We start from the raw sequence: 24,661 nt of genomic DNA on the forward strand, positions 1-24,661 counted from the left end.
CAAACTTACTCCGCCGCCACCAGCCCCGCCATCTCGCGGTTCTTCATCAGCTTGTAGATGATTGAATCCATCAGCGCCTGAAACGAGGCATCGATGATGTTTTCGGAAACGCCGACCGTCCACCAGCGGGCACCGGTGCCGTCATGCGATTCGATGAGCACGCGAGTGATGGCCTCGGTGCCGCCATTGAGGATACGCACCTTGAAGTCGGCGAGTTCGAGATCGGCGATCTCGTTCTGGTATCTGCCGAGATCCTTGCGCAGCGCGATATCGAGCGCGTTGACAGGGCCATGGCCCTCGGCCACCGACATCTTCTCCTCGCCTTCGACCAGCACCTTGACCACCGCTTCCGACACGGTCTTCAACTGGCCATTGGCATCGAACCGGCGCTCGATCATGCAGCGGAACGAGGTGACGTGGAAGAACTCGGGCAGGCCATGTAGCATCTTGCGCGCCAGGAGCTCGAAGGAGGCGTCGGCGCCCTCATAGGCATAGCCCGACGCTTCACGCTCCTTGACCACGGATATCAGGGCATCGAGCCGGTGATCGTCCTTCGGCACATCGATGCCGCGCCGCTTCAACTCGGCGAGGAAATTGGCCTTGCCGCCCTGGTCGGAGACCATGACACGGCGTCGGTTACCGACCGATTCCGGCGGCACATGCTCATAGGTCGCCGGCTCCTTGGCCAGTGCGGAAGCATGGATGCCGGCCTTGGTGGCGAAGGCGGACGAGCCGACATAGGGTGCCTGCGCTTCCGGGGCGCGGTTCAGCAATTCGTCGAAGGCGCGGGACAGCCTAGAGATGCCGGTCAACGCTTCAGCTGAAATTCCAGTCTCGAAGCGGTCGGCGAAAGCCGGCTTCAACGCCAGTGTCGGCACGATCGAGATCAGATTGGCATTGCCGCAACGTTCGCCGATGCCGTTCAGCGTACCCTGCACCTGGCGCACGCCGGCCTCGACGGCGGCAAGGGAATTGGCCACCGCCTGGCCGGTGTCGTCATGGGCGTGGATGCCGAGATGCTCGCCCGGAATGCCCGCGGCGATGACCTTTTCAACGATTAGCCGCACTTCCGAGGGCTGCGTGCCGCCATTCGTGTCGCAAAGCACAATCCAGCGCGCGCCCGCATCATAGGCGGTCTTGGCGCAGGCCAGCGCATAATCGGGATTGGCCTTGAAGCCGTCGAAGAAATGCTCGCAGTCGACCATCGCTTCCTTGACCGAAGCGCCCGCCGCTTCGACCGAGGCCTTGATGGATCCCAGGTTCTCCTCGTTGGTGCAGCCGAGCGCCACGCGGACATGATAGTCCCAGCTCTTGGCGACGAAGCAGATGGCGTCCGACTTCGATTGAACGAGCGCCGCCAGCCCCGGATCGTTGGAGGCCGATACCCCTACGCGCTTGGTCATGCCGAAGGCGACGAACTTTGCGCGTGCGGTGCGCTTTTCCCGGAAGAAGGCCGTGTCGGTCGGATTGGCGCCGGGATAACCCCCTTCGACATAGTCGAAGCCGAACTCGTCAAGCAATTTTGCAATCGCGATCTTGTCCTCGACCGAAAAGTCGATGCCCGGCGTTTGCTGGCCATCGCGGAGCGTGGTGTCGAAGAGATAGAGACGCTCGCGGGGCATGGTCATTTGCCTGCAAACTTGTCCGTCGCGCAGATCAGTCGGTCGAGGATGCCCGGCTCCGAATAGGCATGGCCGGCGCCTTCGATCAGATGAAAGTCGGCCTTGGGCCACGTCTTGTGCAGCGCCCAGGCGTAGCGCGCCGGGCACGGCATATCGTAACGGCCATGGACGATGGTGCCGGGGATGTCCTTGAGCTTCCCGGCATCGCGCAGCAACTGCCCCTCCTCCAGCCAACCGGCGTGGACGAAATAATGGTTCTCGATGCGGGCGAAGGTGACGGCGTAGTCATCCTGGCCAAACGGACCGCTGGTTTCAGGCTCCGGCAGCAGGGTGATCGTCTCGCCTTCCCACAGGCTCCAGGCGCGGGCGGCCTCTATCTGAGCCTTGCGATCGGACCCGACCAGCCGCTTGCGGTAGGCACCCATCATGTCGCTGCGCTCGGCCTCCGGGATCGGCGCCAGGAAGCGCTCCCATTTGTCTGGGAACATCTCTGAGACGCCGAACTGATAGTACCATTCGAGCTCCGCGCGGGTCAGCGTATAGATGCCGCGCACCACCAGTTCGCTGACGCGATCAGGGTGTGTCTCGGCATAGGCGAGCCCCAGCGTCGAGCCCCAAGAGCCGCCAAACACCAGCCATTTATCGAAGCCGGCCATTTCGCGCAGGCGTTCGATGTCGGCAACGAGATGCCAGGTCGTGTTGGCCTCCAGCGAGGCGTTCGGCGTCGACTTTCCACAGCCGCGCTGATCGAACAGGATGACATCGTAAAGCTTGGGGTCGAACAGCCGCCGGTGTTTTGGCGAGATGGTGCCGCCCGGCCCGCCATGCAGGAACACGGCCGGCTTGGCGCCTTTGGTGCCTGACCGCTCCCAATAAACCCTATGGCCATCACCGACGTCGAGCATCCCCGAGTCGAACGGTTCGATTTCCGGATAGAGGGTGCGCAAGCTCATAGTTTCAGGCCCTGTTGCGGCCAATTGGCCGTTTCGTGATCAGGATGTTGGAAGGAGATGATCTGCTCCTGCCGCGCGTAATAGTCGGGATCATCGTGGACAGGCTGATCGAAGATCGTCTCCACCCAAGGCAGCCGTGCCGCGTAGTTGACCTGGATTCGCGGCGCCAAATCCGAGCGGTCGTCGAAGGCGCCGATGGCGATCTCGAGCCCGCCGGGCTGGCGATAGGTAAGCGGCGTGCCGCAACGGGCGCAGAATCCGCGATCGATGTTGACCGAAGACTGGAAATAACTTGGTTCTTCATGGGTCCATTCGACGCCGTCCTTGGGCACCGTCACCAAGGCGCCGAAGAAGGAGCCGAACTGTTTCTGGCACATGCGGCAATGGCAGATGGACGCGCGTCCAAGCGCCCCCTTGATGCGGAAGCGCACGGCGCCGCATTGGCACCCGCCGGTTCGGACGGTCTCGGTCATGGTCTCTCCTCCGGCGGCCATTGGTCGGTGTCGTGGTCGGGATGCTGATAGGAGACGAGTTCGGCGAGATAGGGGGCCGAGCCAATATCCGCCATCGTATCCTCGCCCGGCAATCGCGGAATGGAATCCACATAGGGCAGTTTTGCTTCCGTGCCCCATTGAATGGTCGGCGCGATACCAGCCGGATCGTCGAAGGCCGCGATCGCCAGCGCCATGCCGTCGGGCGCCTCGAAGGTCAGCGGCGTGCCGCAGTCGGCGCAGAAGCCGCGCCAGGCGGCATTGGAGGAACGGAAACGCTTGGGCTCGCCGCGCGTCCAGTCGACCTTGGCGCCCCGCACCGAGACCAGCGGCAGGTAGAAATTGCCGCTCGCCTTCTGGCACATGCGGCAGTGGCAGACCGAGGCGTCGCCAAGCGCGCCTTCGACGCGGAAGCGCACCGCGCCGCACTGGCAGCCGCCGGTGTAGACCGGCCGGTTGTCGAGGCTCATCGGTTTTCACTCCGGATCATGACAGACCGCCTCGACATTGTTGCCGTCGGGATCGAAGACGAAGGCGCCGTAGTAGTTGGGGTGATAGTGCGGACGCAGGCCCGGCCCGCCATTGTCCCTGCCGCCAGCTGCAAGGGCGGCGGCATGGAAGGCGTTGACCTCGGCGCGGCTGCGCGCTGTGAAGGCGACGTGCTGGTGATCCCGGGGCTTTTCCCTTGCCGCGCTCAGCCAGAACACCGGCCGGTCGCGGCCATAACCGCCGACCTCGGTGCCGCCGGTATATTCCTGCGGCACCATGTAAAGCAGCGAGGCGCCCAATGGCGCCATCGCCTTGTCGTAGAAGGCCTTGGAGGCATCGAAATCGGAAACGGCGATGCCAAGATGATCGATCATGGAACGAGCTCCTCCGTTGCTGGTTGGCTTGCCGGCATCACAGCATCGGCCAAACCGGCCACGATCACGACGTGCTGGCAGACATTGTCGATATCCCGGATGACGTCGTCATTCCAGAAGCGCAGGATGGTCCAGCTCAGCGCTTCAAGCTTCGCGGCACGTGCCGCATCCATCTCCGAGGCTTTGGCCGTTGCATGTTGGGAGCCGTCAATCTCGACGATCAGTTTTCTGGTCGGGCAAGCAAAGTCGACGATGTAGCCAGCGATCGGCATCTGGCGCCTGAAAGCCAGCCCCATAAGGCGATGTGCACGTATCTCATTCCAAAGTTTGAGTTCGGCATCGGTCATTGCCTTGCGCATCTTGCGCGCATTGCCACGATTAAGGGGAGATACGAGATGATGGATCTCCATTCCCGCCATTAGCCTCACCGCTTGATCTCCCACGTCGTCACGCGCTCGCCGGTGACCGGGTCCTTGCCGTCCTTCAACTGTACACCTTGCGCCAGAAGTTCATCGCGCACGCGGTCGGCCTCTGTCCAATTTTTCGCAGCGATAAGCGTCAGGCGCTCGGCAATCGCTTTGGCGACCACGGTGTCGTCCACCTTGGTCGCGCCAATATCGAAGCCAAGGAAGGTGAGCGCGGTCTTTAATGCGACGGCGGCGGCGTTGTCGCCGCTACCGTCAAAGTCGGTCGCCTCGCCGGCAAGCTGGGTGAGTTGCTGGAAGGCCGCGTAGGTCGCAAGATCATCCGACAGCGCCTCCACGACTTCAACCGGCAACTGACTTCCCGCGGCCGGCGCCAGATCCGCCGCGCGTTTCCATTTGCGCAGCGTGTTTTCCGCCTCCTCCAGCTTGCGCACGGAAAAGTCGATCGGTTCGCGGTAATGCGTCATCAGCATCGCCAGCCGCAGCACATCGCCGGGCCATTTGCGACCACCAAAAGTGTCGGTCTCCAGCAACTCGTGGATCGAGTAGAAATTGCCGAGGCTCTTCGACATCTTCTGGCCCTCGACCTGCAGGAAGCCATTGTGCATCCACACATTGGCCATGACCGACGTGCCGTGGGCGCAGCGCGACTGGGCGATCTCGTTCTCATGGTGCGGGAAGATCAGATCGAGGCCGCCGCCATGGATATCGAAGACCTCGCCGAGATAGGCGGCCGACATGGCCGAGCACTCGATATGCCAGCCGGGCCGGCCCCTGCCCCATGGACTTTGCCAACCGGGCTCCTCCGGCGACGACAGTTTCCACAGCACGAAATCGCCGGGGTTCTTCTTATGCGCGTCGACGGCGATGCGGGCGCCGGCCTGCTGCTCGTCGAGATTGCGTCTCGACAATTGCCCGTAGTCCGGCATCGACGCCGTATCGAACAGCACTTCGCCTGCCGCGACATAGGCATGGCCGCGCCCGATCAGGCTTTGAATCAAGGTGATCATGTCAGCCTTGCCGTCGGCGCGGGGCTCGACGAATTCGGTGGCGCGCGGCTCGACCGTCGGCTCCAGGCAGCCAAGCGTCGCGACATCCGTATGGAACTGATCGGCCGTTTTTTCGGTAACCCGCCGAATCGCTTCGTTGAGCGAAAGCGCCCCTGAAGCGATCTCGCCGCCGAAGTCCCGCAAGGCGCGCGCGTTGATCTTGTCGTCGACGTCGGTGATGTTGCGCACATAGGTGACGTGCGTCTCGCCATGGAGATGCCGCAGCAGACGAAACAGCACGTCGAAGACGATCACCGGCCTGGCGTTGCCGATATGGGCGAAGTCGTAGACGGTCGGGCCGCAGACATACATGCGCACATTTCGCGGATCGATCGGCACGAAGTCCTCTTTCGTGCGCGTCAGCGTGTTGTAGAGGCGCAGGCCCTGCGATGCGTCAGACATTCCATGCCTTCCCGGTTTCAGAACTTCTTGTCTGGATGGAGCCAGCCCAGCGCCGAGGCGCAAATCTGGCTCCAGCCTGCTGGCCGGGGCGTTTGTCCAATCTGGGGAAAGATGAGGCGAAAACGTCCGGACCAGCGCGAGGCTAGCCAATAATGCAAATGCCACAAATGGCGAAAGACGTTTTCATGGGCGGCTTTATCGCCTTGGCCGGTGTTGCCGTCAAGTCGCTGATCCCGGGAAAAACGTCGCAAAGACTGGCAAACGCATCGCCCGATCACACGGAATCAGCCAATGAAACATTTTATTAAACATGTCGGCACAGTCATGAAACATTCGCCGGCTAGATCACCAAGCGTCACGATTTGGTCTGATTCAGCGACCAAATCGCATACACGAAAACGTTATCTGGGAAGAGAAACATGCCTCGAAGCAAGCAGGAAGCCAACCGCGCCAAGCAACCGGCGCTGACCAACCACTATCGTGCGATCGGCCCGGCAGCTATCGTCGCCGCCCTTCTTCACACCGCCAAGAAGAACAAGCCGGCGCAGAAGATCGTATCGCCCCGCGCCGCCTGAAACGGCGCTCCAGCCGACGCAATTGCCGGCACCGAGGGGCACGAACAAGCGCCCTGATTTAAGTCCTCGACGGGCTTCGCTAGAACAGCGTCATTTGACTGTCGTCCGCGCCGGGTTTCTTGCACCTGGCTTTCTCGGGCTCAGGTCCGATCTCGCCCCTCTCTTGTATCTCCGGTCCGGTGTTGGCGACCTTGTTGACGAGGTCGGAGACAGGAATCGCCTCGAAGAAATCGGGCCGCGCCGGCCGCAGCAAATCGGCGATCTCGCGCGGTTCGCGAGTGCGGCAATCCAGCCAGCGGGCAAAGTCGGGGATATCGATCACTACCGGCATCCGGTCATGGACATGGGCGATGTCGGCATTGGCGTTCACGGTCAGGATTGCGCCGGTGTCCATCTCCGAGCCGCCCGACTCGGCATAGGTTTCGATCAGACCGGCAAAGGCGACCAGCCCGCCATGCCGCGGCCGGATCCAATAGGGTTGCCCCTTCTTGCCTCCGGTCTGCCGCCACTCGTAAAAGCCGGATGCCGGCACCAGCGCGCGCCGATGGCGCATGGCGGCCTTGAACGAGGCCTTTTCGATCGCACCTTCGGAGCGCGCGTTGAACAGCAGCGGAAATTCCCTGGTGTCCTTGACCCAGGCGGGAAGGAGGCCCCAGCGCACCAGCATCGGCTGCCGGTCCGGCAGGTTAGAGCCTGGAGCCCGGGGCACGCCGGCGGTCGCCATCAGGACCGGCTGTGTCGGCGCGATGTTGTAGCGGGCCGGGAAATCCTCCAGCTCGGCAAGGCCCAGGAAGGCGGCGGTCTGGTCCGGCGTGGCGGTCAAGGCAAAACGTCCGCACATAATGGAGCCTTTCGAATGGTTCGGCTTCGAACGTGGCTATGGAACCGGTGTTGCGCAACCGGTAATGCTTCCCCTTACTGGGCGGTCCACAACAGACCGGTCCTCGAATGAGCCTGATCATGAACAAAGCACGCAAGACACTTCCCGCCGTCTCGGTCGCCGTCGTGCGCGGCGACAGCTTACTCCTCGTGAAACGGGCACGGCCGCCTTCGCAAGGGTTCTACGCCTTTCCCGGCGGCAAGGTCGAAGGCGACGAGACACTGGAGGACGCGGCACGGCGTGAACTGATGGAAGAGACCGGCTTGCGTGCCACCGGTTTGCGCCCGCTTCGGGAAATCCACATCGACGGCAGGGATGACGGCCACCCGGTCGACTATCTCCTCACGGTGTTCGGCGCCGCCTATGCCGGTGGCGAGGCCGTGGCCAGCGACGACGCCGAGACAGCTGCCTTCTACACACTTAAAGAGATGACCCTGTTGCCGCTTGCCGGCTCGGTGTTGGCGGTCGCCGAGGAACTCCTCGGTCACATTCAAACACGCTGACGCAGCACTGAAAAATCGCCTTGCAGGCGACAAATTGTTTCGTCACAACGCTTATGTTGTCTCGCCATCCACGATTTAGGCCGTTCGGCGGACCATATCGGCTTTGGGCTTATGAACCGTCCGTCAATACTCCTCGCCATTTGCCTTGCCGTCAGCGCGGCCGTCCCGGTACGGCCCGCGTTCAGTGCCGAGTCGCCGTTCGAGCCGGGGCTGATGCGACTGGCGGAGGTTCTGGGGTCGCTGCATTTCCTGCGCAATCTGTGCGGGGAGAAAGGCGACCAGTGGCGGGGCGAGATGGAAAAACTGCTCGATTCGGAAAATCCCGATCCAGAACGCCGCGCCCGCTTCATCGCCAGCTTCAACCGCGGCTATCGCTCCTTCGGCGGCACCTACACCCAGTGCACCGCTTCGGCCGCTGAAGCCATCAGCCGTTATATGAAGGAAGGTGAGACGCTGTCGCGCGACATCGCCTCGCGTTATGGCAACTGAGCATCCATCAACAGATATTAGGCGCGTCGGCAAGGATCGTCGGCATATCCTACTTGTGCCTGTCCATGTCTTGGTGCAATTCTGATGTTGCACTTCTGCAACAGCGTTAATCAAACGTTACCACGCGAATGCGGAATTAACTCAAACTGAAGGTTTTCGCCCCGCAGGCCGGCCTAATCGGCTAAGTTTGATCCGGGTTGAAACGCAGCTTCGCCAAACACAATTGGCCCCTGTAAAACGCGACCAAAAAAATGTCGTATTTACAGATACTTACTTGGCGCTGCCTATGAATGGAACAGATCAAGCCTGATCCACCACTGATGGGTTGCCGCTTGAAAGGGTGGACATCGCTTATGGAACATGCTGCCAACGACATCGACGCGCTGGTCAGGGAAGAGAAGCGCCTGACGGCGGTTGAGAGCCACAGCGAAGCCTGGGCGGAAGGCCTTTCGGCCGGCATCGAGCCCGAGATCATTGCCGAGGCGGCGCTCGAAACGGCATTCGGCGAAATGCTGCGCGCCAATGGCGAAACCTCGGCCCTTGCCCTGCTGGACCGTATGCGTGAAAAGGTGATTGCTGGCGCCTTCGAACCCGAGCGGCCGCGGCACTGAACCAACATCAGGTTCTTTGACGAGTAGATGCCGACCGGGCACCATGCCCGGCAGCAGGGAGATAGGGGCAGTGAATTTTCCGATGTCAGGCAGGCCGAAGGGCCTTGTCCTCTACATCCGCCTCGCTGCTTGCTGTGGCGCGATTGCCTTGGTGACGTGCCTGGCCAGCAGCCCTGCCTATGCGCTGAGCGAGATCAAAAGCGAAGAACTCCCCTCGCCGGTCACACCCTCGACTGACGACGACACGTCGTCGCCTGGGGGCGCGATTCCCGTGCCTGGCCCGCTGGGAACGCCGCCTTCGGCCAGCCAACCGGCCGCTCCCGACGCCGCGGAACCGGACATTCCGTCGGATGGCGGCAGCAACAGGCCGCGTGTCGATCCCCAGGCGCCCTTGCCCGAGGTCGTCTATGACCTCGGCAAGCTGCCCGAGTCCGTGCGACGCATGCATGACCTCATCATCGAAGCTTGCAAGAGCGGCGACATCGAGAAGCTCAGGCCTCTAATCGGCAAGGGCGACAGCATGACCCAGCTGTCGCTGGCCGACATCGATGGCGATGCCATCGCCTTCCTCAAAGCGCTGTCCGGCGACCCTGACGGCCAGGAGATCCTGGCCATTCTGGAGGAGGTGCTTAGCGCCGGCTACGTCCATGTCGATGCGGGTACGCCACAGGAACTCTATGTCTGGCCGTATTTCTTCGCGCTGCCGCTCGATAGGCTCGACGCCAAGCAGCGGGTCGAGCTGTTCAAGATCGTCACCGCCGGCGATTTCGACGACATGAAGCAGTTCGGCGCCTACATCTTCTACCGCGTCGGCATCACGCCTGCCGGGCAATGGACCTTCTTCGTCGCGGGCGATTGAAGGTGCCTGCCTGCTCGCGGCAGGATGCGAGCAGCATTGTAGACAATGTTGCCATTAAGTGGGCTGGCGGGCTATGCAATGATGTCAGCATTCGACCAAATGCGAATGCTTTCGTTTCGAAGAAACGAGATGGCACCGCTAGCCTTATCAGCCTGCATCTGCAGAATCTCGGCTGCGTAACTCAGCTCTACCGTTTCCCGAAGCTTGTTGACCACCCACGCAACCTTGTGCTGGACATCCTGTCCATATGCAGCCTGAGCCTTCGCTACGGCGTCGTTCGGGATCTCCCGACAGGCACTGACCAACATCCCAAGATCAATAGCATCGCGATAGCCGACAGCACGGTCTTGGCATCGGTCGGCATTCGCCAATAACTTCTCGGCGAACATGTCCGAGGGGATCAAAGAAGGTACGTTTAGATCTTCATCGAAACGACCTTGCAATGGGATGCGGGCTTCACGAACGATTGCTTGCAGCTCTGGAAACTCGGCGGGGTCAATCATAGGCGCGAATTGTGCCTTCATCGTGCTCTGAACATAGTGCAGAGCGCTTAAAAATCAAAGACGTGACGCGTCGGCGACCTGACGCGTCGGCGATGGCCGTCTAGCCGGGCAATGCCTCGGAAAACTCCACCGCCCTGCCCTGGCCGGGCGTAACGATTTCGCCCTCCCACATGACACGCTGACCGCGAATGACCGTGCCGACCGGCCAACCGGTCACCTCCTTGCCGTGATAAGGTGTCCAGCCGGCTTTCGAGCCGGCTTGCGCGTTGGTGATGGCCTCGCGCCGCTTCATGTCGACAATGGTGAAGTCGGCGTCATAGCCGGCGGCGACACGGCCTTTTCGGGCCATGCCGAAGATGCGCTGCGGGCCATGGCTGGAGAGATCGACGAAGCGCTGCAGGGTCAGCCGGCCGGCGTTGACGTGGTCGAGCATGATCGGCACCAGCGTCTGCACGCCGGTCATGCCCGAGGGCGAAGCCGGATAGGGCTTTGCCTTCTCCGCCAATGTGTGTGGCGCGTGGTCGGAGCCGAGCACGTCCACAATGCCCTGCGCAATACCATGCCAGACGCCGTCGCGATGGCGCTTGTCCCGCACCGGCGGGTTCATCTGGATCAGCGTGCCGAGCCGCGCATAATCGTCGGCGCTCAGCGTCAGATGATGCGGCGTGGCCTCACAGGTCGCGACATCCTTGTGCTGTTCGAGGAACAGGATTTCCTCGACGGTCGAAATGTGCAGGACATGGATGCGGGCCCGGACGTCGCGCGCGATGCGCACCAGCCGTTCGGTGCAGCGCAAGGCGGCGATCTCGTCACGCCAAACGGGATGCGATGACGGGTCGCCCTCAATGCGCTCGCCCAGGCGCTCGCGCAGCCGGAACTCGTCCTCCGAATGAAAAGCGGCGCGGCGGCGGGTATTCCTCAGGATCGAGGCGACGCTTTCGTCGTCCTCGACCAGCAGGTCACCGGTGGACGACCCCATGAAGACCTTTATTCCCGCAGCTCCCGGCAAACGCTCGAGGTCGCCGACATCCCTGGCGTTATCGCGGGTACCGCCAACCCAGAAAGCAAAATCGCAATGCATGCGGCCGCTGCCGCGCCGGACCTTTTCGGCAAGCGTTGCCTCACTGGTGGTCAACGGGTTGGTGTTGGGCATCTCGAAGACGGCGGTGACACCGCCGAGCACAGCAGCCCGCGATCCCGTTTCCAGGTCTTCCTTGTGCTCCAGTCCCGGCTCGCGGAAATGCACCTGGCTGTCGACGACACCAGGCAGGATATGAAGGCCCCGGCAGTCGATCGTCTCGCCGGCCGAGGCCTGGCGCAGATCGCCGATCGCGGCGACGCGACCGCCCTTCACGCCAATGTCGCGCAACCCCTCGCCGTCATGATTGACCACTGTGCCGCCTGTCAGGATGAGGTCATAGGTCATGGTGATGCTCTCTTGCGGGGGGAGTGTCAGCGGCTTACGTAATGACCAACCGTTTTGCAAGATCAGGCTTCTATCCGCTCCATGCCCTTTGCCCTGCTGAAAGACCGCGCGCTTATCTCCGTCTCCGGCCCGGATGCCGAACATTTTCTGCAAAACATCCTGACCACCGATCTCGAGGCGCTTGGCAATGGTGAGGCCAAGCCGGGCGCGCTGCTGACGCCGCAAGGCAAGATACTGTTCGACTTCCTGATCTCACGGGCAGGAGAAAACGCCTTCCGCATCGAATGCCGTGCCGACGTTTCAGACGATTTCATTCGCCGGCTGATGCTCTACAGGCTTCGCGCCAAGGTCGAGATTGCCAAGTCGGAACAAACGCTTGTCACTGTCGCATGGGGAAAAGAGTCAATCGCCTCAGAAAGTGATTCAACCGCAGTTGCCGACAGGCGCTTTGGCGACGAAGGCGTCACGCGCTTCCATGCCGGCACAGCGGAGGCCGGCGACATCGCCGCGTGGCAGGCCTTCCGCATAGCCCACGGTATTGCCGAGAGCGGGTCCGACTATGCACTCGGCGATGCGTTCCCGCATGACGTGTTGCTCGACGAGATGGGCGGTGTCGGCTTCAAGAAGGGCTGCTATGTCGGCCAGGAGGTCGTGTCGCGCATGCAGCATCGGGGCACAGCCCGGCGGCGCGTGCTGATCGTCCAGGCTGGGCTTCCTCTGCCCGCCGCGGGTGCCGAACTCACCGTCGGCGGGCGACCCGTCGGCACGCTCGGCTCGACCGTCACCCTGACCGGGCTCGCCATCGCCCGCATCGACAGGGTCAAGGCGGCGCTCGACGCCGGCCAGCCGGTCCTGGCGGACAACGTGCCAGTGACGCTCACCATCCCCGCCTGGGCCAAATTCAGTTTCCCGCAGGAAATCGCCGGCGCGGAGGAAGCCTGATGGCGGCAGACCGCGCCGGTGCGCCACCACGCGCCTGGCAGCGCATGCTGTCCGGCCGCAGGCTCGACCTGCTCGACCCCTCGCCGCTCGACATCGAAATTTCGGACATCGCCCATGGGCTTGCCCGCGTCGCGCGCTGGAACGGCCAAACCAGCGGCGAGCACGCCTTCTCGGTGGCCCAGCATTCACTGCTGGTCGAGACGCTGTTCAACGAGCTGGTGCCGCAGGCTTCGGCCGACGACCAGTTGGCGGCACTGCTGCACGACGCGCCGGAATATGTCATCGGCGACATGATCTCGCCATTCAAGTCGGTGATGGGCGGCAGCTACAGGGACTGCGAATTGCGCCTGCAACGCGCCATCCATCTCCGTTTCTCGCTGCCTCCCGAACCGGCCGCTGCCCTGCGCAAGGAGATCAAGCGCGCCGACCAGATCGCCGCCTATTTCGAGGCTACGCTGCTCGCCGGCTTTTCGACCGCCGAGGCGAGCGAGTTCTTCGGCCGCCCGCGCGGTTTTTCAGCCGAACGTTTCGACTTCACGCCACGCTCGGTGATCTGGGCACAGAATGCGTTCCTGAAGCGGTTTTCGGCGATCGAGACCTCAAGACATCACGTTGCGACATCTGCGCTAGGGTAGAAAACGCTAAATTAACCGAAAGCGTCAACAGTGTGGTGTTCGATCAAACACCGCAGGGGCGCCTCATGCCCGTCGTCAAGGATGGTTCGATCGTCCCGGAACGGGTGGCCGGAGGCGTGGAGCGGTCGCGCCGCATTGAAGATGAGCTGCGCGAGCAGAACGAACGTTTTTCAGCCGCTGTCGAAAACATGTCGCATGGCCTGTGCATGTTCGACGCCGATGAACGCATGATCATCTGCAACCGCAACTACATCGACATCTTCCACCTCGACGCCAAGCTGATACGGCCAGACATCCGCTTCCTCGATATCCTGCGGCACAGCGTCGACCTCGGCGTCGCCTCGCAAAGCGCCGACGAGCTCTATGCCATCCGCAAGCCCTATATCGACCAGGCGAAGCCTTCGACCTACGAAGAAATCCTGTCGGACGGCCGCATCATCCTTATCTCGCACCGGCCGCTGGCTTCGGGCGGGTGGGTCTCGATCTACGAGGATATTACTGAACAGCGGCGCGCCGAGCAGGATCTCAAGGAGCAGCATCGCCGCTTCGACGCAGCGCTCGCCAACATGTCGCAAGGCCTGCTGATGTACGACGCCGACGGCAAAATGATCGTGCGCAACGGGCGTTTTCTGGAACTGTACAACGTCACGGCGGCCGACTTCCCGCTTGGAACGACGCATCGCGACGCGCTCGAACGACTGCTGGAACTCGGCATCTACACGAAGATCGACGTCGACAGCGAAGTCGCCAAGACCGAAGCCTGCCGGCGGGCGGGAAAAACGCATTCGACCTATCGCCATCTTGCCGACGGCAGGACATTTCTGGTCGTGCGCCAGCCAATGAGTGGCGGCGGTTGGGTGGCGACGTTCGACGACGTCACGGAACGCCGCCTGGCCGAAGAGCGCATGACCCATCTCGCGCATCACGACATGCTGACCGGACTGCCCAACCGATCGATGTTTCGCGAGCGGCTCGACCTTGCGCTGGAGGATGTGGCCGCTACACCGCTCGCGATCTTCTCGCTCGACCTCGACCGCTTCAAGGCGGTCAACGACACCTGGGGACACCCCGCCGGCGACTGGCTGTTGAAGAGTGTGGCCGAAAGACTGCAGCGCTGCCTGCGCAATGATGCAGATATGATCGCCCGTTTCGGCGGCGACGAGTTCGTCGTCATCCAATCCAACTCCGTGGGCATTGCCGATGCCGAGAAACTGGCGAAACGCATCGTCGAGGCAATCGCAAAACCATTTCGCGACAAGGGCCGGGACATGCATGTCGGCGTCAGCCTGGGCATCGCCGTTTTCCCCGCCGACGGCCGTGACGCCGACACGCTGCTGAAGAACGCCGATACGGCGCTCTATCGGGCAAAGAACGATGGGCGAAACCTCTATCGCTTCTTCGAACCTGGAATGGACGCCGTGGTGCAGGCCCGCCGGGCGCTTGAAGTCGATCTGGAGGCGGCACTGCCGCGCCAGGAATTCGATCTTGATTTCCAGCCCATCATGAACATCGCCTCGGGCGAGATCATCGGCGCGGAGGCCTTGATGCGCTGGCATTCACCAGCGCGCGGCAGGGTGGCGCCGGACGACTTCATTCCGGTCGCCGAAGAGACAGGACTGATCGTGCCGCTTGGCGAATGGGCGCTGAGGAAAGCCTGCGCGGTGGCGGCTAGCTGGCCGCCGGGTTTGCGCATCGCGGTCAATGTCTCGGCGGTGCAGCTCAAAAGCAGCGGATTTGCCCGCAGCGTCATCTCGGCGCTGGCTTTTTCCGGCGTGCCGGCCGGACAGCTGGAACTGGAGATCACCGAAACCGTGCTGATGGACGAGAGCAAAGCCGTGCTGAAAACGCTGCGCCAGTTGCGTGAACTCGGTATCCGCATTGCGCTGGACGATTTCGGCACCGGCTATTCCTCGCTCGGCTACCTCAGACGGTTTCCGGTCGACAAGATCAAGATCGACCGATCATTCATCCGCGACATGGGCAACCGCGACACGGCGGCGATCGTTCGCACCATCATCGGGCTGGGTGCCGAGCTTGGCATCGTGGTCACGGCAGAGGGCGTCGAAACCGAGAGGCAACTCGACATGCTGCGCGACAATGGTTGTGTCGAGGCGCAAGGTTATCTGATCGGCGTGCCATCGAAGCCGGCCGAGATCCAGCGCCTATTGAAGTCACGTGCGACGCGCAGCCAAACCGGCTGACGGCATCGGGACATGTCAGCTCAATGTTTCCAGGTATTTCTCGTGGAAGCTGACGTAGCCGGGCTCGACCACCTTCAGATGCCGCTCGATCAGCGCGTGAAACCGCGGCAATTGGTGAAACGGCACTCCGGGATAGGCATGATGCTCGGCATGGAACGGCATGTTCCAGGCAAGCTTGCGCACCACCCAATTGGTCAGCGTGGTTCTTGTGTTCTCCAGCATGTTGGCGACGAACGGACAGCGGCCATGCTCGGCCAGCAGATACAGGCGCAGGAATGGCTGCCCGAGTAGTGCGGGAATGATCCAGACATAGAGCAGCACGGTGAGCCGGAAATAGACAGTGAGCAGAATGACCACAGCGTAGAAGGCAATCATGGCGCGCGCCTCGGCCCGTACCTTGGGTCGACCTTTCGGCGGCACATAACTCTCCTGACTGCCACCACCTGCATTGATGTACAGCGTCTTGACATGCCCCCACCACACCGGGAGGCCCGAGACGTGGACAATGTATTGCCGCAAGGTCTCGGGTTTGGGGAAAGCGAGCTCGGGATCGTTCTCCAGATCCTGCGTGTATCGGTGGTGAGCGAAATGAAAGTAGCGGAACCAGTCGGCCGGCAGCGCGATCGCCAGGCTGCACAGCCGCGCCACGCCGTCGTTCAGCCGCTGTGTTTCGAAAGCCGTGCGGTGAACCGTCTCGTGCAACAGCGTGAACAGGAACACGATCAGAATGCCCTGCGGCAACACCAGCAATGGCCAGAACGGCACCTTGGCCGCGATCAACGATCCGATGATGACAATCGCGCCCAAGTGAGCGCCGAGCTGGAACAGGCCCGCTACATCGGATTTGGTCGTCAGGCGATTGCGCTCTTCCGGTGTCAGTGACGCGATGATGTCGCGATGGTCCATCGGCTTCGATCCAGGCTGGATATTGACGACGACCATCCTAGTTGGCAAAAAAGCTTTCCAAAAACGACGATTCCTGCGATTTGGATAAGGTAAGCTTATCTTATTGGGCGGCAATGGTCACATCTCCATCCCTGAAAGGGCTTCAGGCTTTCGAGGCCGCGGCACGTACGGGCAGCTTTGCCGCGGCGGCGGAGGAGCTGTCGGTTTCGGCCGCCGCCGTCAGCCAGCTTATCCGCATCTTGGAGGAGCAGATGGGCCGCAAGCTGTTTCAGCGGGTCAACCGGCGCGTTGTCCTCACCGAGGCCGGCGTGGAAATGCTGCCGCGGCTGACCGTGGCCTTTCAAGAGATCGGCAGCGTCTCGCGCGAGCTTGCCGGCGACGCATTCCGCCCGCGCCTCGTGGTATCGGTGCCGCCATCCATGGCCATGGGTTGGCTTTCGCAGCGTCTGGCCGGCTTCGTCGCAAGCCATGGCGCCGCCGACATATCGCTCCGGGGCGATGACGACCCGGTGCCGTTCGACCGCGAGCTGATCGACATCAGGCTCTCCTACGGCCCGCATTATCGCGAGCATCCGACCAAGGACATTGCCAGGGATGCGGTCTACCCCGTCTGCGCACCAAAGCTTGCCGGGATGATCAAGGCGGGCGGCGAGCCGCTCGCCGGGCTGCCGCTCATTCACACGGATTGGGGACCGACCGGCGCATCGTTTCCGTCCTGGCGCAACTGGTTCGAGGCGGCGGGCGCCCAATCTGGCCGGGCGGTACGGCGCGGGCTCTCGGCCAATTCGTCGCGCGCGGCCCTCGACCTCGCCATTTCAGGGCTGGGCGTGGCACTGGCGCAAGGAATCTACTGTGCCGAGGCGGTGGAGGACGGCCGGCTGGTCCGCCCCGCCAAGAGCGCAATTGCCCTGCGACAGCCCTATTGCCTGACCGTCCCGGAGCGAAGCGCGAGGCGCGACGTCGTGGCCGCGTTCCGCGATTGGCTGATCGATGAATGCCAGCGCGCCGTGGGCTCGCCGGCGCTGCGCTGACCGGGTGGGGCCATGGTCAGAGGTGCGCGCTCAAGGCCGCCACCATGTCCTTGTTGGCCGCCACGGGCACGATCTCGAACTCGACCAGATCAGCCCATTCGATGACCCATCGCTGCAGTAGCGTGACGTCATCGGTCTCCACCAGCAGGAAACAGCGGCTCATATCGGCCGCGATCCAGCTATGATGCACAACAAGCTCCTCCGGCTTCAGGCGGCCGCGGTCGCGGAACCGGCGATAGATTTCCTTGCGGTCGCAGCCGGTGAAATCCTCGATGACGATGAACTGCATGTTTCCCCTCGGTTGATTACCGTCCCGGCCTGTCCAGCCGCTCCAGGAACCACTGCGTCAGCCGCACCCAGACCTCATCCTTCTCGCCGGAATCCTCCCAGCCATGATCGAGGTTGGGGTTGTCGTTGACCTCGATGACGAAGACGCCGTCCTTGGTCTCCTTGAGGTCGACCCCATAGAGACCATCGCCGATACAGCGCGCAGCCTTCACTGCCGTCTCGACGACATGAGGCGGCGTCTCCTTCAGCGTGAAGGTCTTGATGCCGCCTTGGTCGGGCTTGCCATTGGCCTTGTGGTTGACGATCTGCCAGTGCTTCTTGGCCATCAGATAATGCACGGCAAACAGCGGCTGGCCACCGAGCACGCCGACACGCCAGTCATATTCGGTCGGGATGAATTTCTGCGCGATCAGAAGATCGGAATCCTCGAGCCATTCGGTGGCAAGCGTCTTCAGCTCCTCGAAATTGGCGCATTTCTTGACACCGCGCGAGAATGACGAATCCGGGATCTTCAACACCAGGGGAAAACCCAGCGTCTGCGCCGCGAGTTCGAGATCGGAGGCGCCGGCGATCATCACCGTCGGCGGCACCGGCACCTTGTTGTAGGCCATCAGTTCGTTGAGATAGACCTTGTTGGTGCAGCGGATCATCGACAGCGGGTCGTCGATGACAGGCATGCCTTCCTGCTGGGCGCGGCGGGCGAAACGATAGGTATGATTGGAGATCGAGGTGGTCTCGCGGATGAACAGCGCATCGTAATTCGCGAGCTTGGCGAGGTCCTTCCTGGTGATGGGCTCGATTTCGACCCCCATCTTTTCGGCGATCTTGGCCCAGTAGCGCAGCGAGGAGATTTCCGAGGGCGGCAATTCCTCATGCGGGTCGACGAGCGTGGCGAAGGTGTACCGCGCCGGCGTGCGGCCCTTGGTGTCGCGCCACTCACGGTTGGTGTAGGTCTCCAGGCACTGGATGAAGCTCTTTTCCGCGTCCTCGGTCATTCGCGCCAGCGGGTGGAAGCCGATCTTGCGGATCGAAGCCCATTCGGCGCTGTCCTTGATGTGGACTTCGAGCGCCGGCGCCCGGAACCAGTCGAACAACAGCTTGGCAAAACGGTCCCAGACCTTGGACGGGCCGATCCCGAAGAAGATGCAGACCTTCGCCGGGAATATACCGCCGAGATCCTTGCGGCATTTGTTGAGCGCCAGTTCCAGTTCCGGCAAGGCGTGCTCGTAGAGCTTGCGCTCCGACAGGTCGATCATCGTTTCGACGGTCGGGATGACCTTGTGGCCGCGCGAACTTGCCAGCAGTGACGCATAATAACCGCGGCTCTGGTAGCCGTAGTTGTTCGACAGGTTAATGACCTTCGGCCGCTGGCCGCGGAACAGCGAGGGATGCGCGAGATAGTCACGATTGGTGATGATCTTGTGCGGTGTCGCCACCTGGTCGAGATCGCTCTGCCTGCCGGTAAGAATGACCCAGGTCATTATCTCTTTCCCAAAGTGATGGCGGCACGCAGTCCGTCGCGACCGAACTGCGCCATGTTCATAAAGATGCCGTAAGGCACGGGAATGTTGGCGGCATCAAGGATGGTTTCCTGCCTTTCATCCTCGACCCACGGATCGTGGATCAGAATATGATCGCCATCATCGCCGATGGCCAGCACCCAGTGCGGCACCTTCTTGCCAAACATCAGGAAGCCGCTGATCAGCACCAGAACCAGTTTGCCACCAGCGAGAGCCGCCCTGATATCGTCGATGGTGAACGGACGGTAATTCACCGGGATGCCGTAAAGTTCCGCGCGGCGGCGAAAGTCGACCTGTGCCAGTTCCATGACCCGGCGCTTCTCCTCGCTGCGCACCGATTGCAGGAACAATGCGCCGTAGAAGGAAACGTAAATCTCCGCAGCAAGCCCGCTTTCGTACCCCGAAACGGCCAGACCGAATGGTTCGCAGCCGCCTGGTCCAGACATCATGAACACGGTCGTTGCCTCGCGCCAGAGGCGGATTTCCATCACCGGGTCGGGTACGAAGCCACCATCGAAATTGGCCATGGCCATCATCAGGCAGCATGGACCGCAGGTGAACTCGCAGGTCTGCTGGTAGAACGGCACCCTGGTGGCGACCGGAAGGTCGCCGCGCAGGGTTTTTTCATAGCGTAGCGCCGTCGCGCCGTCTTCGTAGTACCCCGGCTCGCGGCCAATCTTGCGGTAGCCGGCCTGCTCGTAGATATGGATGGCGCGGCCATTGTCCTCGCGCGCTTCGAGACGCAGCATCATGCGGTCGTGTTCGAAGGCTGCCTCTTCGGCCGCGGACAGTAATTGGCGGCCTATGCCGAGCCCGCCGAAGAACGGTCCGACGGCTATGGAATAGAGCCGCGCCACGCCACTGCCCTTGCGAAACAGCACGATCGCATAACCGCCTACGCGGCCATCGATTTCGGCGACCAGCGTCTCGGCGGTCTCCCGCTCGATGAACTGGCGGAAGGAGCGGCGGGAAATGCGGTCGCTCGAGAACACGGCTTTCTCGATGGCGGCGAGATCATCGACGTCTGACGCGCGGGCCTTGCGGATCTCGGCAGGCATGCGGCTTGAGAAAACCTCGATTGCGTTGCGGAAAACGGCCCCGGTCAAAAGCGTCGCGAACACCGGCCGAAGCGCCGGTATTCATCAAGCGCTATCGCTCCTTGATTAGGGCCGAATTGTGACAGTTTCCGCGACGACAGGGAAGCTGGCAAGCTTTGAACGCAATCGCTGTTTTCAAGTCAGTCGGCCGCGCAAGTTCGCAACCGGCTCAACTGGCCAGCCCGGCTAAAAGCTGGCCATACGCGCTCTTGGCCACGGCCGCCAATTGCTCGCGCGGCAGCGAACCGACGACGGCACAGCCATAGCCCTTGTCCAGCCAGTAGACGGCCTGCGGACCGTCCTGCGCCGAAGCGTAGGTACCCTTGGCATTCTCGGTCGATTCAGCCGTCACGAAGAGGGATATGCGCTCGCCCTTGTCGTCTTCGTAAAGCAGCATCGCGGCCTTGCTTTCGCCGGCCGGCAGCAACCGGCCACCAACCAATTGGAAGCCGTTCGCGCTCAGGTCCGGCACCACCAGATTCAGGCCGATCCGGTTGGACAGCCAGGTCTGCAAATGATCCTTGTCGCTGGCCGGAACTTCCACCGCATGCCGCTTCTCGGCGGCATAGATGACGTGGGCGGCGATCGCCTGTTCGGCGAGCTGATCCTCCGCCGGATCCTCCTGCCCGAGGCCGCCGATGCCGGCAAAGTAGCCGCCAAATCCGCCCGTGGCGAGAAGCACGGCCGCAGTGGCGGCAAGCCACCAGCGTGAGCGTGGCACCACAACCTTAACAGGCGCTTCGCCGAGCACCACCTTGCGCAGGCGCACTGGTACAGCCTCATCCAGTACGCCGGCAAAAGCCGAGCGCAATGCCTCCCGGTCGGCGGTGAAGCGGGCGCTCCTGGCCTTCATCTCAGGATTGGAGTCGAGCCAGGCATCGTAGGCGGCACGTTCATCGGGCGGCAGTTCGCCGTCGAGCGCCATGTGGATGTCCCGTTCGGAAAAATCGCGGCGGATCATTTCTCGACGATCCTTATGGCTCGGCGGCGTGCTGTGTCGTCCAGCAACCCACGCAGTTCCTCACGGCCACGCGCGATGCGCGACATCAGCGTGCCCGCGGGCACACCCAGAATGTTGGCGGCTTCGGCATAGGAAAAGCCCTCAATGGCGACCATGACCAGCGCCGCGCGGCGATCCGGGCTGATCGCCTGCAATGCGTCGATGATCTCGCGCGAAGCGATGCCCTCCAACTGTTCGGGCGGCTGGGCAACCGTCTCGCCCGCCTCCAGCGGCAGCATCGACGCTTCGCCGCGGCGATTCACCTTGCGCATCTGGTCGATGAACAAATGATGCATGATCGTAAACAGCCACCTCCTGGGGCTTTCTCCTGTCTGCCAATTGTCGAGCCGCAACAGCGCGCGCTCAAGGCAGTCCTGAACGAGATCGTCGGCAGCATCGCGGTCGCGCAAAAGCGAGCGTGCGTAGCGTCGCAGGCGCGGTATTTCGCCAAGGATTGCTGCCTTCTTTTCGTTCATGACCGCTGGTTCTGAGGTCGCCCTTGTTGATCTCGATTGAACGCGCCTTCCCGGCACGGCGCAAGCGGCCAGCGCGAAGCGGTCCACCGCTCCGGTCACCCAAGCAACGAGATAACGCCGGCGGGTGCCGGTTTATTCCCGACCGGCAAGGAAAACCAATGATCGCAGGCGATTATCTTTTTTCCTTCGCCGCCCGCGTCAAAAGCCGCTGGTAGAACAGGCCAATGCCGATCAGCACCGCACCCAGACCGATAAAGGACAGCGCCCTGAGCACACCCTCCAGTTCCGACATGTCGAAGAGGAAGACTTTCAGTACGGCAACCGCGATCAGCCCGGCCGAAGCAATGCGCAGAACCTGCGATTTCAGCCAGACGCCAGCCGTGAGCAGCGCCACGCCGATCACCAGCCAGAGTGCCGAATAGGTATAGGTCTCCAACTGGCCAAGGCCACTCCACAAGCCGATGAACTCACCCTTGAACAGGCGCCTCACCGACAGCGTGGCATAGGCGAAGGCAAGCAGCGCCGCCACCAGCGCCAGCATGGCCGAATACCATTTCGGCCGCTTGCCCCTGCTATAGAGCGCTAGACCGCCGGCGGCGACGGCCGGCAGGAGATAGGCCAGGAACAAAAGATTTAAGACCGGAATCCGGCCGGTCGATTCGTCGGTGAACAACGGATTGAGCACCAGGAAATGCTGGATGACGACGAAGGCGACCGAGACCACGCCCACCGCCATCGAACCATAGCGCAGCACCGAGCTTGGCGAGCGCCTGTCGATGGCGATCAGGATGGCGCCGGCACCGATGGCGATCAGCGTGTAGATCGCTTGTTCGGCGAGCGTCGGCGCATCGCTGTTGATGACGCCGCCATGCATGGCGTGACGCACCAGCATGGCGAGCGTCAGCAGCGCGAACAGTGCCGCCGCCGCCTCCATGGCGAGGCGCGGTCGGCCATCGGTGGTGTTGGCGAGCTGCCAGGCCGCGAAGCCGAAGGCGAGCGCCGGCACGCCATAGCCCGGCAGCAACCAGTTGAAGACTGGTGTCATTGACAGGAACTCGGCGCCGACGATCGTCGGGTCGAAGGCGACGCGGCCAAGCACCGCGATGACGGCGGCGACTGAAATCCAGCCGAGCACAGGATAAGAGCGCCAGCGCGTGGCGAGCGCCGGCACGATTGCCGTGGCACCGAGCAAGGTGGTGGTCCAGCCGGAATCAAAAGCCATATGCAGCATCAGGAGGCCGGCGACCGCTGCGCCACCCAAGGCAAATGACACTGCCACGCCGCCCCTGAGCGGCGGTTCCTCAGCCCGCGCGATGCACTCGCCGCCGGCGGCGAAGACCACGACCAGCAGGGCCGCAACGGCGGCATAGACAAAGTCACGGTCGAGATTGCCGAAGGTGAACCAGAGCGCCAGCAGGATGACCAGAGGTGCGATGACACCCCATGCAGCCCACGAGGCTGCTCGGATCTGCGCCGAGGCGGCGAAACGGCGCGCGGCCCAGAGACCGGCGGCAATGAAGACTACGCCAAGGCCGATGCCAAGGCGCAAGCTCAGCACGTTGGCCGTGGCCAAAGGCACCCCATCAACACCCAGAGCGCCGCTCGAAAAATCGGAAGCGATAGAGGTCGGCGGGATAATGCCGAGATAGATCAGCACCGTCGCCAGTCCGGCGGCATAAAGCAGTGGCAGCGCCAGCGGGCGGTAGAGCGCGACCGCTACCATCACCATAAGCAGCACCGCGCCCGGCAAGGCATCACCGGCAGCGGCGAAGACCAGGTCAACCGAGAGGCCCAGCGCCGAGAAGGCGACGAACAGTCCAGGCACGATGGACGGCCAGTCAAAGGATCTTGCTGGTCCGGTTCCGTCGCCGCGACTGCTCAGCCAGACAAGGGCCAGCACAGCCAGCGTCACAGTGTCGATGAACAGGATCGCGGAGAGGTTCGCGCCCGGTGCGTCGGTCATGTAGAGGATGGTCCAGATGCCGGTGCCGAAAAAGGCGGCCGCCATCAGCGCTTTCCAGTCGCGCATGCGGGCGATAACGCCGGTGGCGGCGAGCACGATTGCGAGATAGCCGAACAACGCCCAGGGATTGGGCGCCTGCGAAGCGATCAGCACCGGCGTCACCATGGCGCCGACGAGACCGATGCCAGCCAGCGCCTGGCCATGGACGAGAGCGGCGGCGATGGTGGCAATGCCGATCGCACCAAGCAACGTGAAGGCAAGCGCCGGGCCGATGAAGCCGTAAACACCATGGGCGGCATAGACGGTGCCGAACAGGATGAAGGCACCGGCTGCCGTGAGGATCGCCGGAATATAAGCGCCGGCAGCACCTTGCACCGGCACCTTGAATCCGGTGCGACGAATGAACTCGCCGGCGGCGACCAGCACCAAACCGAGCACGGCCGCCATGGTGAGCCGCACGCCGGGACCGAAAATGCCGGCCTCGATGGTGTAGCGGACCAGGAACAGGCCGCCCAGAGCAAGCGCAATGCCACCGACCCAGACCGCCCAACGCGTGCCGAGCGCGGTTTCGACGTCGGACTGGCGAGCGGCTTTGGCGACCGCGGCCGGCGCGACCTCTGACGTTTTCGGTGTTGCCTCGGGGGTGCTCCAAGGACCGGGCACACTCTCTGCGGCCGGGATTTCCGCCTGCGTGGCCTGTACCGGCGCGGGCTCGCTGATTGCTGCCGGGGCGATATCGACCGCAGGCGCGGCCACCGGTGCCGTGTAGGCCTCGCCTTCGGCCGCTTCCTGTTCCGACGGCCTGGCCGCGAACGGCACCGCGCCCGAAAGCACGAGACTGCGCAACGCGCCAAGTTCGCGCTCGATCAGGCCGATCCGGCTCTGCTGGCGCGAAATGATGACGAACAAGGCGATGATGGCGACAAGGCCGATCAGGCTTTCAAACATGGC

General features: G+C 62.6%; 27 protein-coding genes. 10 read left to right on the plus strand and 17 right to left on the minus strand.

Annotated features, from left to right (window positions below; genetic code table 11):
* Nucleotides 1-5 precede the first annotated feature (5 nt).
* Genes cimA through cysS form a run of 7 tightly spaced genes read right to left on the minus strand, consistent with a single transcriptional unit; the run spans nucleotide 6 to nucleotide 5,805 of the window.
* Nucleotides 6-1,628: a citramalate synthase gene (gene cimA, locus FJ941_RS12605; RefSeq protein ID WP_181169774.1), complete on the minus strand. Its 1,623-nt coding sequence runs from the start codon at nucleotides 1,626-1,628 to the stop codon at nucleotides 6-8.
* Nucleotides 1,625-2,575 (minus strand): prolyl aminopeptidase, encoded by a 951-nt coding sequence (gene pip / locus FJ941_RS12610; RefSeq protein WP_140505953.1) that lies wholly within the window; start codon nucleotides 2,573-2,575, stop codon nucleotides 1,625-1,627. Before pip ends, cimA begins: the two co-directional genes overlap by 4 nt.
* Complete coding sequence (locus FJ941_RS12615; RefSeq protein ID WP_027144160.1) at nucleotides 2,572-3,048, minus strand: GFA family protein; 477 nt, start codon at nucleotides 3,046-3,048, stop codon at nucleotides 2,572-2,574. The genes pip and FJ941_RS12615 overlap by 4 nt, the downstream gene beginning before the upstream one ends.
* On the minus strand, nucleotides 3,045-3,536 hold the full coding sequence (locus FJ941_RS12620) for a GFA family protein (RefSeq protein WP_027144161.1): 492 nt from the start codon (nucleotides 3,534-3,536) through the stop codon (nucleotides 3,045-3,047). Before FJ941_RS12620 ends, FJ941_RS12615 begins: the two co-directional genes overlap by 4 nt.
* 6 nt (nucleotides 3,537-3,542) lie before the next feature.
* Entirely contained in the window at nucleotides 3,543-3,929 is a 387-nt protein-coding gene (locus tag FJ941_RS12625; RefSeq protein WP_140505955.1) for a VOC family protein, read from the minus strand.
* On the minus strand, nucleotides 3,926-4,339 hold the full coding sequence (locus tag FJ941_RS12630; protein WP_246673795.1) for an endonuclease domain-containing protein: 414 nt from the start codon (nucleotides 4,337-4,339) through the stop codon (nucleotides 3,926-3,928). Before FJ941_RS12630 ends, FJ941_RS12625 begins: the two co-directional genes overlap by 4 nt.
* Nucleotides 4,340-4,353: 14 nt before the next feature.
* Complete coding sequence (gene cysS / locus FJ941_RS12635) at nucleotides 4,354-5,805, minus strand: cysteine--tRNA ligase (RefSeq protein ID WP_140505957.1); 1,452 nt, start codon at nucleotides 5,803-5,805, stop codon at nucleotides 4,354-4,356.
* A 167-nt stretch (nucleotides 5,806-5,972) separates the two neighbouring features.
* On the opposite strand from cysS, the gene FJ941_RS28955 reads away from it, so the two are divergent.
* Together FJ941_RS28955 and FJ941_RS12640 are read left to right on the plus strand one after the other, a co-directional pair.
* A complete protein-coding gene (locus tag FJ941_RS28955; protein WP_181167474.1) occupies nucleotides 5,973-6,113 on the plus strand; it encodes a hypothetical protein in 141 nt (46 codons plus the stop codon).
* Between the two features lie 111 nt (nucleotides 6,114-6,224).
* On the plus strand, nucleotides 6,225-6,380 hold the full coding sequence (locus tag FJ941_RS12640; RefSeq protein WP_140505959.1) for a hypothetical protein: 156 nt from the start codon (nucleotides 6,225-6,227) through the stop codon (nucleotides 6,378-6,380).
* A 79-nt stretch (nucleotides 6,381-6,459) separates the two neighbouring features.
* Here FJ941_RS12640 and FJ941_RS12645 read toward each other — a convergent pair whose 3' ends face one another.
* Nucleotides 6,460-7,221: an SOS response-associated peptidase gene (locus tag FJ941_RS12645; RefSeq protein ID WP_140505961.1), complete on the minus strand. Its 762-nt coding sequence runs from the start codon at nucleotides 7,219-7,221 to the stop codon at nucleotides 6,460-6,462.
* A gap of 119 nt (nucleotides 7,222-7,340) precedes the next feature.
* On the opposite strand from FJ941_RS12645, the gene FJ941_RS12650 reads away from it, so the two are divergent.
* The 4 genes from FJ941_RS12650 to FJ941_RS12665 all read left to right on the plus strand — a co-directional run bounded on the left by FJ941_RS12650 (nucleotide 7,341) and on the right by FJ941_RS12665 (nucleotide 9,722).
* On the plus strand, nucleotides 7,341-7,763 hold the full coding sequence (locus FJ941_RS12650; RefSeq protein ID WP_140505963.1) for an NUDIX hydrolase: 423 nt from the start codon (nucleotides 7,341-7,343) through the stop codon (nucleotides 7,761-7,763).
* A gap of 111 nt (nucleotides 7,764-7,874) precedes the next feature.
* On the plus strand, nucleotides 7,875-8,252 hold the full coding sequence (locus tag FJ941_RS12655; protein WP_027144167.1) for a TIGR02301 family protein: 378 nt from the start codon (nucleotides 7,875-7,877) through the stop codon (nucleotides 8,250-8,252).
* Nucleotides 8,253-8,605: 353 nt separating this feature from the next.
* Nucleotides 8,606-8,863 (plus strand): hypothetical protein, encoded by a 258-nt coding sequence (locus FJ941_RS12660; RefSeq protein ID WP_140505965.1) that lies wholly within the window; start codon nucleotides 8,606-8,608, stop codon nucleotides 8,861-8,863.
* 70 nt (nucleotides 8,864-8,933) lie between these two features.
* Nucleotides 8,934-9,722, plus strand: coding sequence for a hypothetical protein (locus FJ941_RS12665; protein WP_181169776.1), 789 nt, complete (start codon nucleotides 8,934-8,936; stop codon nucleotides 9,720-9,722).
* A gap of 71 nt (nucleotides 9,723-9,793) precedes the next feature.
* On the opposite strand, the gene FJ941_RS12670 is transcribed toward FJ941_RS12665, so the two are convergent.
* Both FJ941_RS12670 and FJ941_RS12675 read right to left on the minus strand, forming a co-directional pair.
* On the minus strand, nucleotides 9,794-10,225 hold the full coding sequence (locus FJ941_RS12670; RefSeq protein ID WP_246673796.1) for a nucleotidyl transferase AbiEii/AbiGii toxin family protein: 432 nt from the start codon (nucleotides 10,223-10,225) through the stop codon (nucleotides 9,794-9,796).
* A 100-nt stretch (nucleotides 10,226-10,325) separates the two neighbouring features.
* The gene (locus tag FJ941_RS12675) at nucleotides 10,326-11,657 is read right to left on the minus strand and encodes a dihydroorotase (RefSeq protein ID WP_181169792.1); all 1,332 of its coding nucleotides are present in this window, start codon (nucleotides 11,655-11,657) and stop codon (nucleotides 10,326-10,328) included.
* A gap of 75 nt (nucleotides 11,658-11,732) precedes the next feature.
* On the opposite strand from FJ941_RS12675, the gene FJ941_RS12680 reads away from it, so the two are divergent.
* The 3 genes from FJ941_RS12680 (at nucleotide 11,733) to FJ941_RS12690 (ending at nucleotide 15,429) form a co-directional block, all read left to right on the plus strand.
* The gene (locus tag FJ941_RS12680) at nucleotides 11,733-12,593 is read left to right on the plus strand and encodes a folate-binding protein YgfZ (protein ID WP_140505971.1); all 861 of its coding nucleotides are present in this window, start codon (nucleotides 11,733-11,735) and stop codon (nucleotides 12,591-12,593) included.
* Nucleotides 12,593-13,228, plus strand: a complete 636-nt coding sequence (locus FJ941_RS12685; protein ID WP_140505973.1) for an HD family hydrolase — start codon at nucleotides 12,593-12,595, stop codon at nucleotides 13,226-13,228. The genes FJ941_RS12680 and FJ941_RS12685 overlap by 1 nt, the downstream gene beginning before the upstream one ends.
* A gap of 65 nt (nucleotides 13,229-13,293) precedes the next feature.
* A complete protein-coding gene (locus FJ941_RS12690) occupies nucleotides 13,294-15,429 on the plus strand; it encodes an EAL domain-containing protein (RefSeq protein WP_140505975.1) in 2,136 nt (711 codons plus the stop codon).
* A 15-nt stretch (nucleotides 15,430-15,444) separates the two neighbouring features.
* Here the strand turns inward: FJ941_RS12690 and FJ941_RS12695 are convergent, their stop codons facing one another.
* Entirely contained in the window at nucleotides 15,445-16,335 is an 891-nt protein-coding gene (locus FJ941_RS12695; protein WP_140506239.1) for a fatty acid desaturase family protein, read from the minus strand.
* Nucleotides 16,336-16,448: 113 nt separating this feature from the next.
* Here FJ941_RS12695 and FJ941_RS12700 point away from each other — a divergent pair, with 113 nt between their 5' ends.
* Nucleotides 16,449-17,366, plus strand: a complete 918-nt coding sequence (locus FJ941_RS12700) for a LysR substrate-binding domain-containing protein (RefSeq protein ID WP_140505977.1) — start codon at nucleotides 16,449-16,451, stop codon at nucleotides 17,364-17,366.
* 16 nt (nucleotides 17,367-17,382) lie between these two features.
* Here the strand turns inward: FJ941_RS12700 and FJ941_RS12705 are convergent, their stop codons facing one another.
* The 6 genes from FJ941_RS12705 to FJ941_RS12730 form a co-directional block, all read right to left on the minus strand.
* Complete coding sequence (locus FJ941_RS12705) at nucleotides 17,383-17,655, minus strand: DUF3303 family protein (protein ID WP_027144175.1); 273 nt, start codon at nucleotides 17,653-17,655, stop codon at nucleotides 17,383-17,385.
* Nucleotides 17,656-17,671: 16 nt separating this feature from the next.
* Nucleotides 17,672-19,135: a RimK family protein gene (locus FJ941_RS12710; protein ID WP_140505979.1), complete on the minus strand. Its 1,464-nt coding sequence runs from the start codon at nucleotides 19,133-19,135 to the stop codon at nucleotides 17,672-17,674.
* The gene (locus tag FJ941_RS12715; protein ID WP_140505981.1) at nucleotides 19,135-20,232 is read right to left on the minus strand and encodes a GNAT family N-acetyltransferase/peptidase C39 family protein; all 1,098 of its coding nucleotides are present in this window, start codon (nucleotides 20,230-20,232) and stop codon (nucleotides 19,135-19,137) included. Before FJ941_RS12715 ends, FJ941_RS12710 begins: the two co-directional genes overlap by 1 nt.
* Nucleotides 20,233-20,440: 208 nt before the next feature.
* On the minus strand, nucleotides 20,441-21,232 hold the full coding sequence (locus tag FJ941_RS12720) for an anti-sigma factor (RefSeq protein WP_140505983.1): 792 nt from the start codon (nucleotides 21,230-21,232) through the stop codon (nucleotides 20,441-20,443).
* Nucleotides 21,229-21,747 (minus strand): RNA polymerase sigma factor, encoded by a 519-nt coding sequence (locus tag FJ941_RS12725; protein WP_140505985.1) that lies wholly within the window; start codon nucleotides 21,745-21,747, stop codon nucleotides 21,229-21,231. The genes FJ941_RS12720 and FJ941_RS12725 overlap by 4 nt, the downstream gene beginning before the upstream one ends.
* Nucleotides 21,748-21,919: 172 nt before the next feature.
* A complete protein-coding gene (locus FJ941_RS12730; RefSeq protein ID WP_140505987.1) occupies nucleotides 21,920-24,658 on the minus strand; it encodes a DUF2339 domain-containing protein in 2,739 nt (912 codons plus the stop codon).
* Nucleotides 24,659-24,661: the final 3 nt, after the last annotated feature.

The organism is Mesorhizobium sp. B2-3-13, assembly GCF_006442195.1.
Classification (GTDB): domain Bacteria; phylum Pseudomonadota; class Alphaproteobacteria; order Rhizobiales; family Rhizobiaceae; genus Mesorhizobium; species Mesorhizobium salmacidum.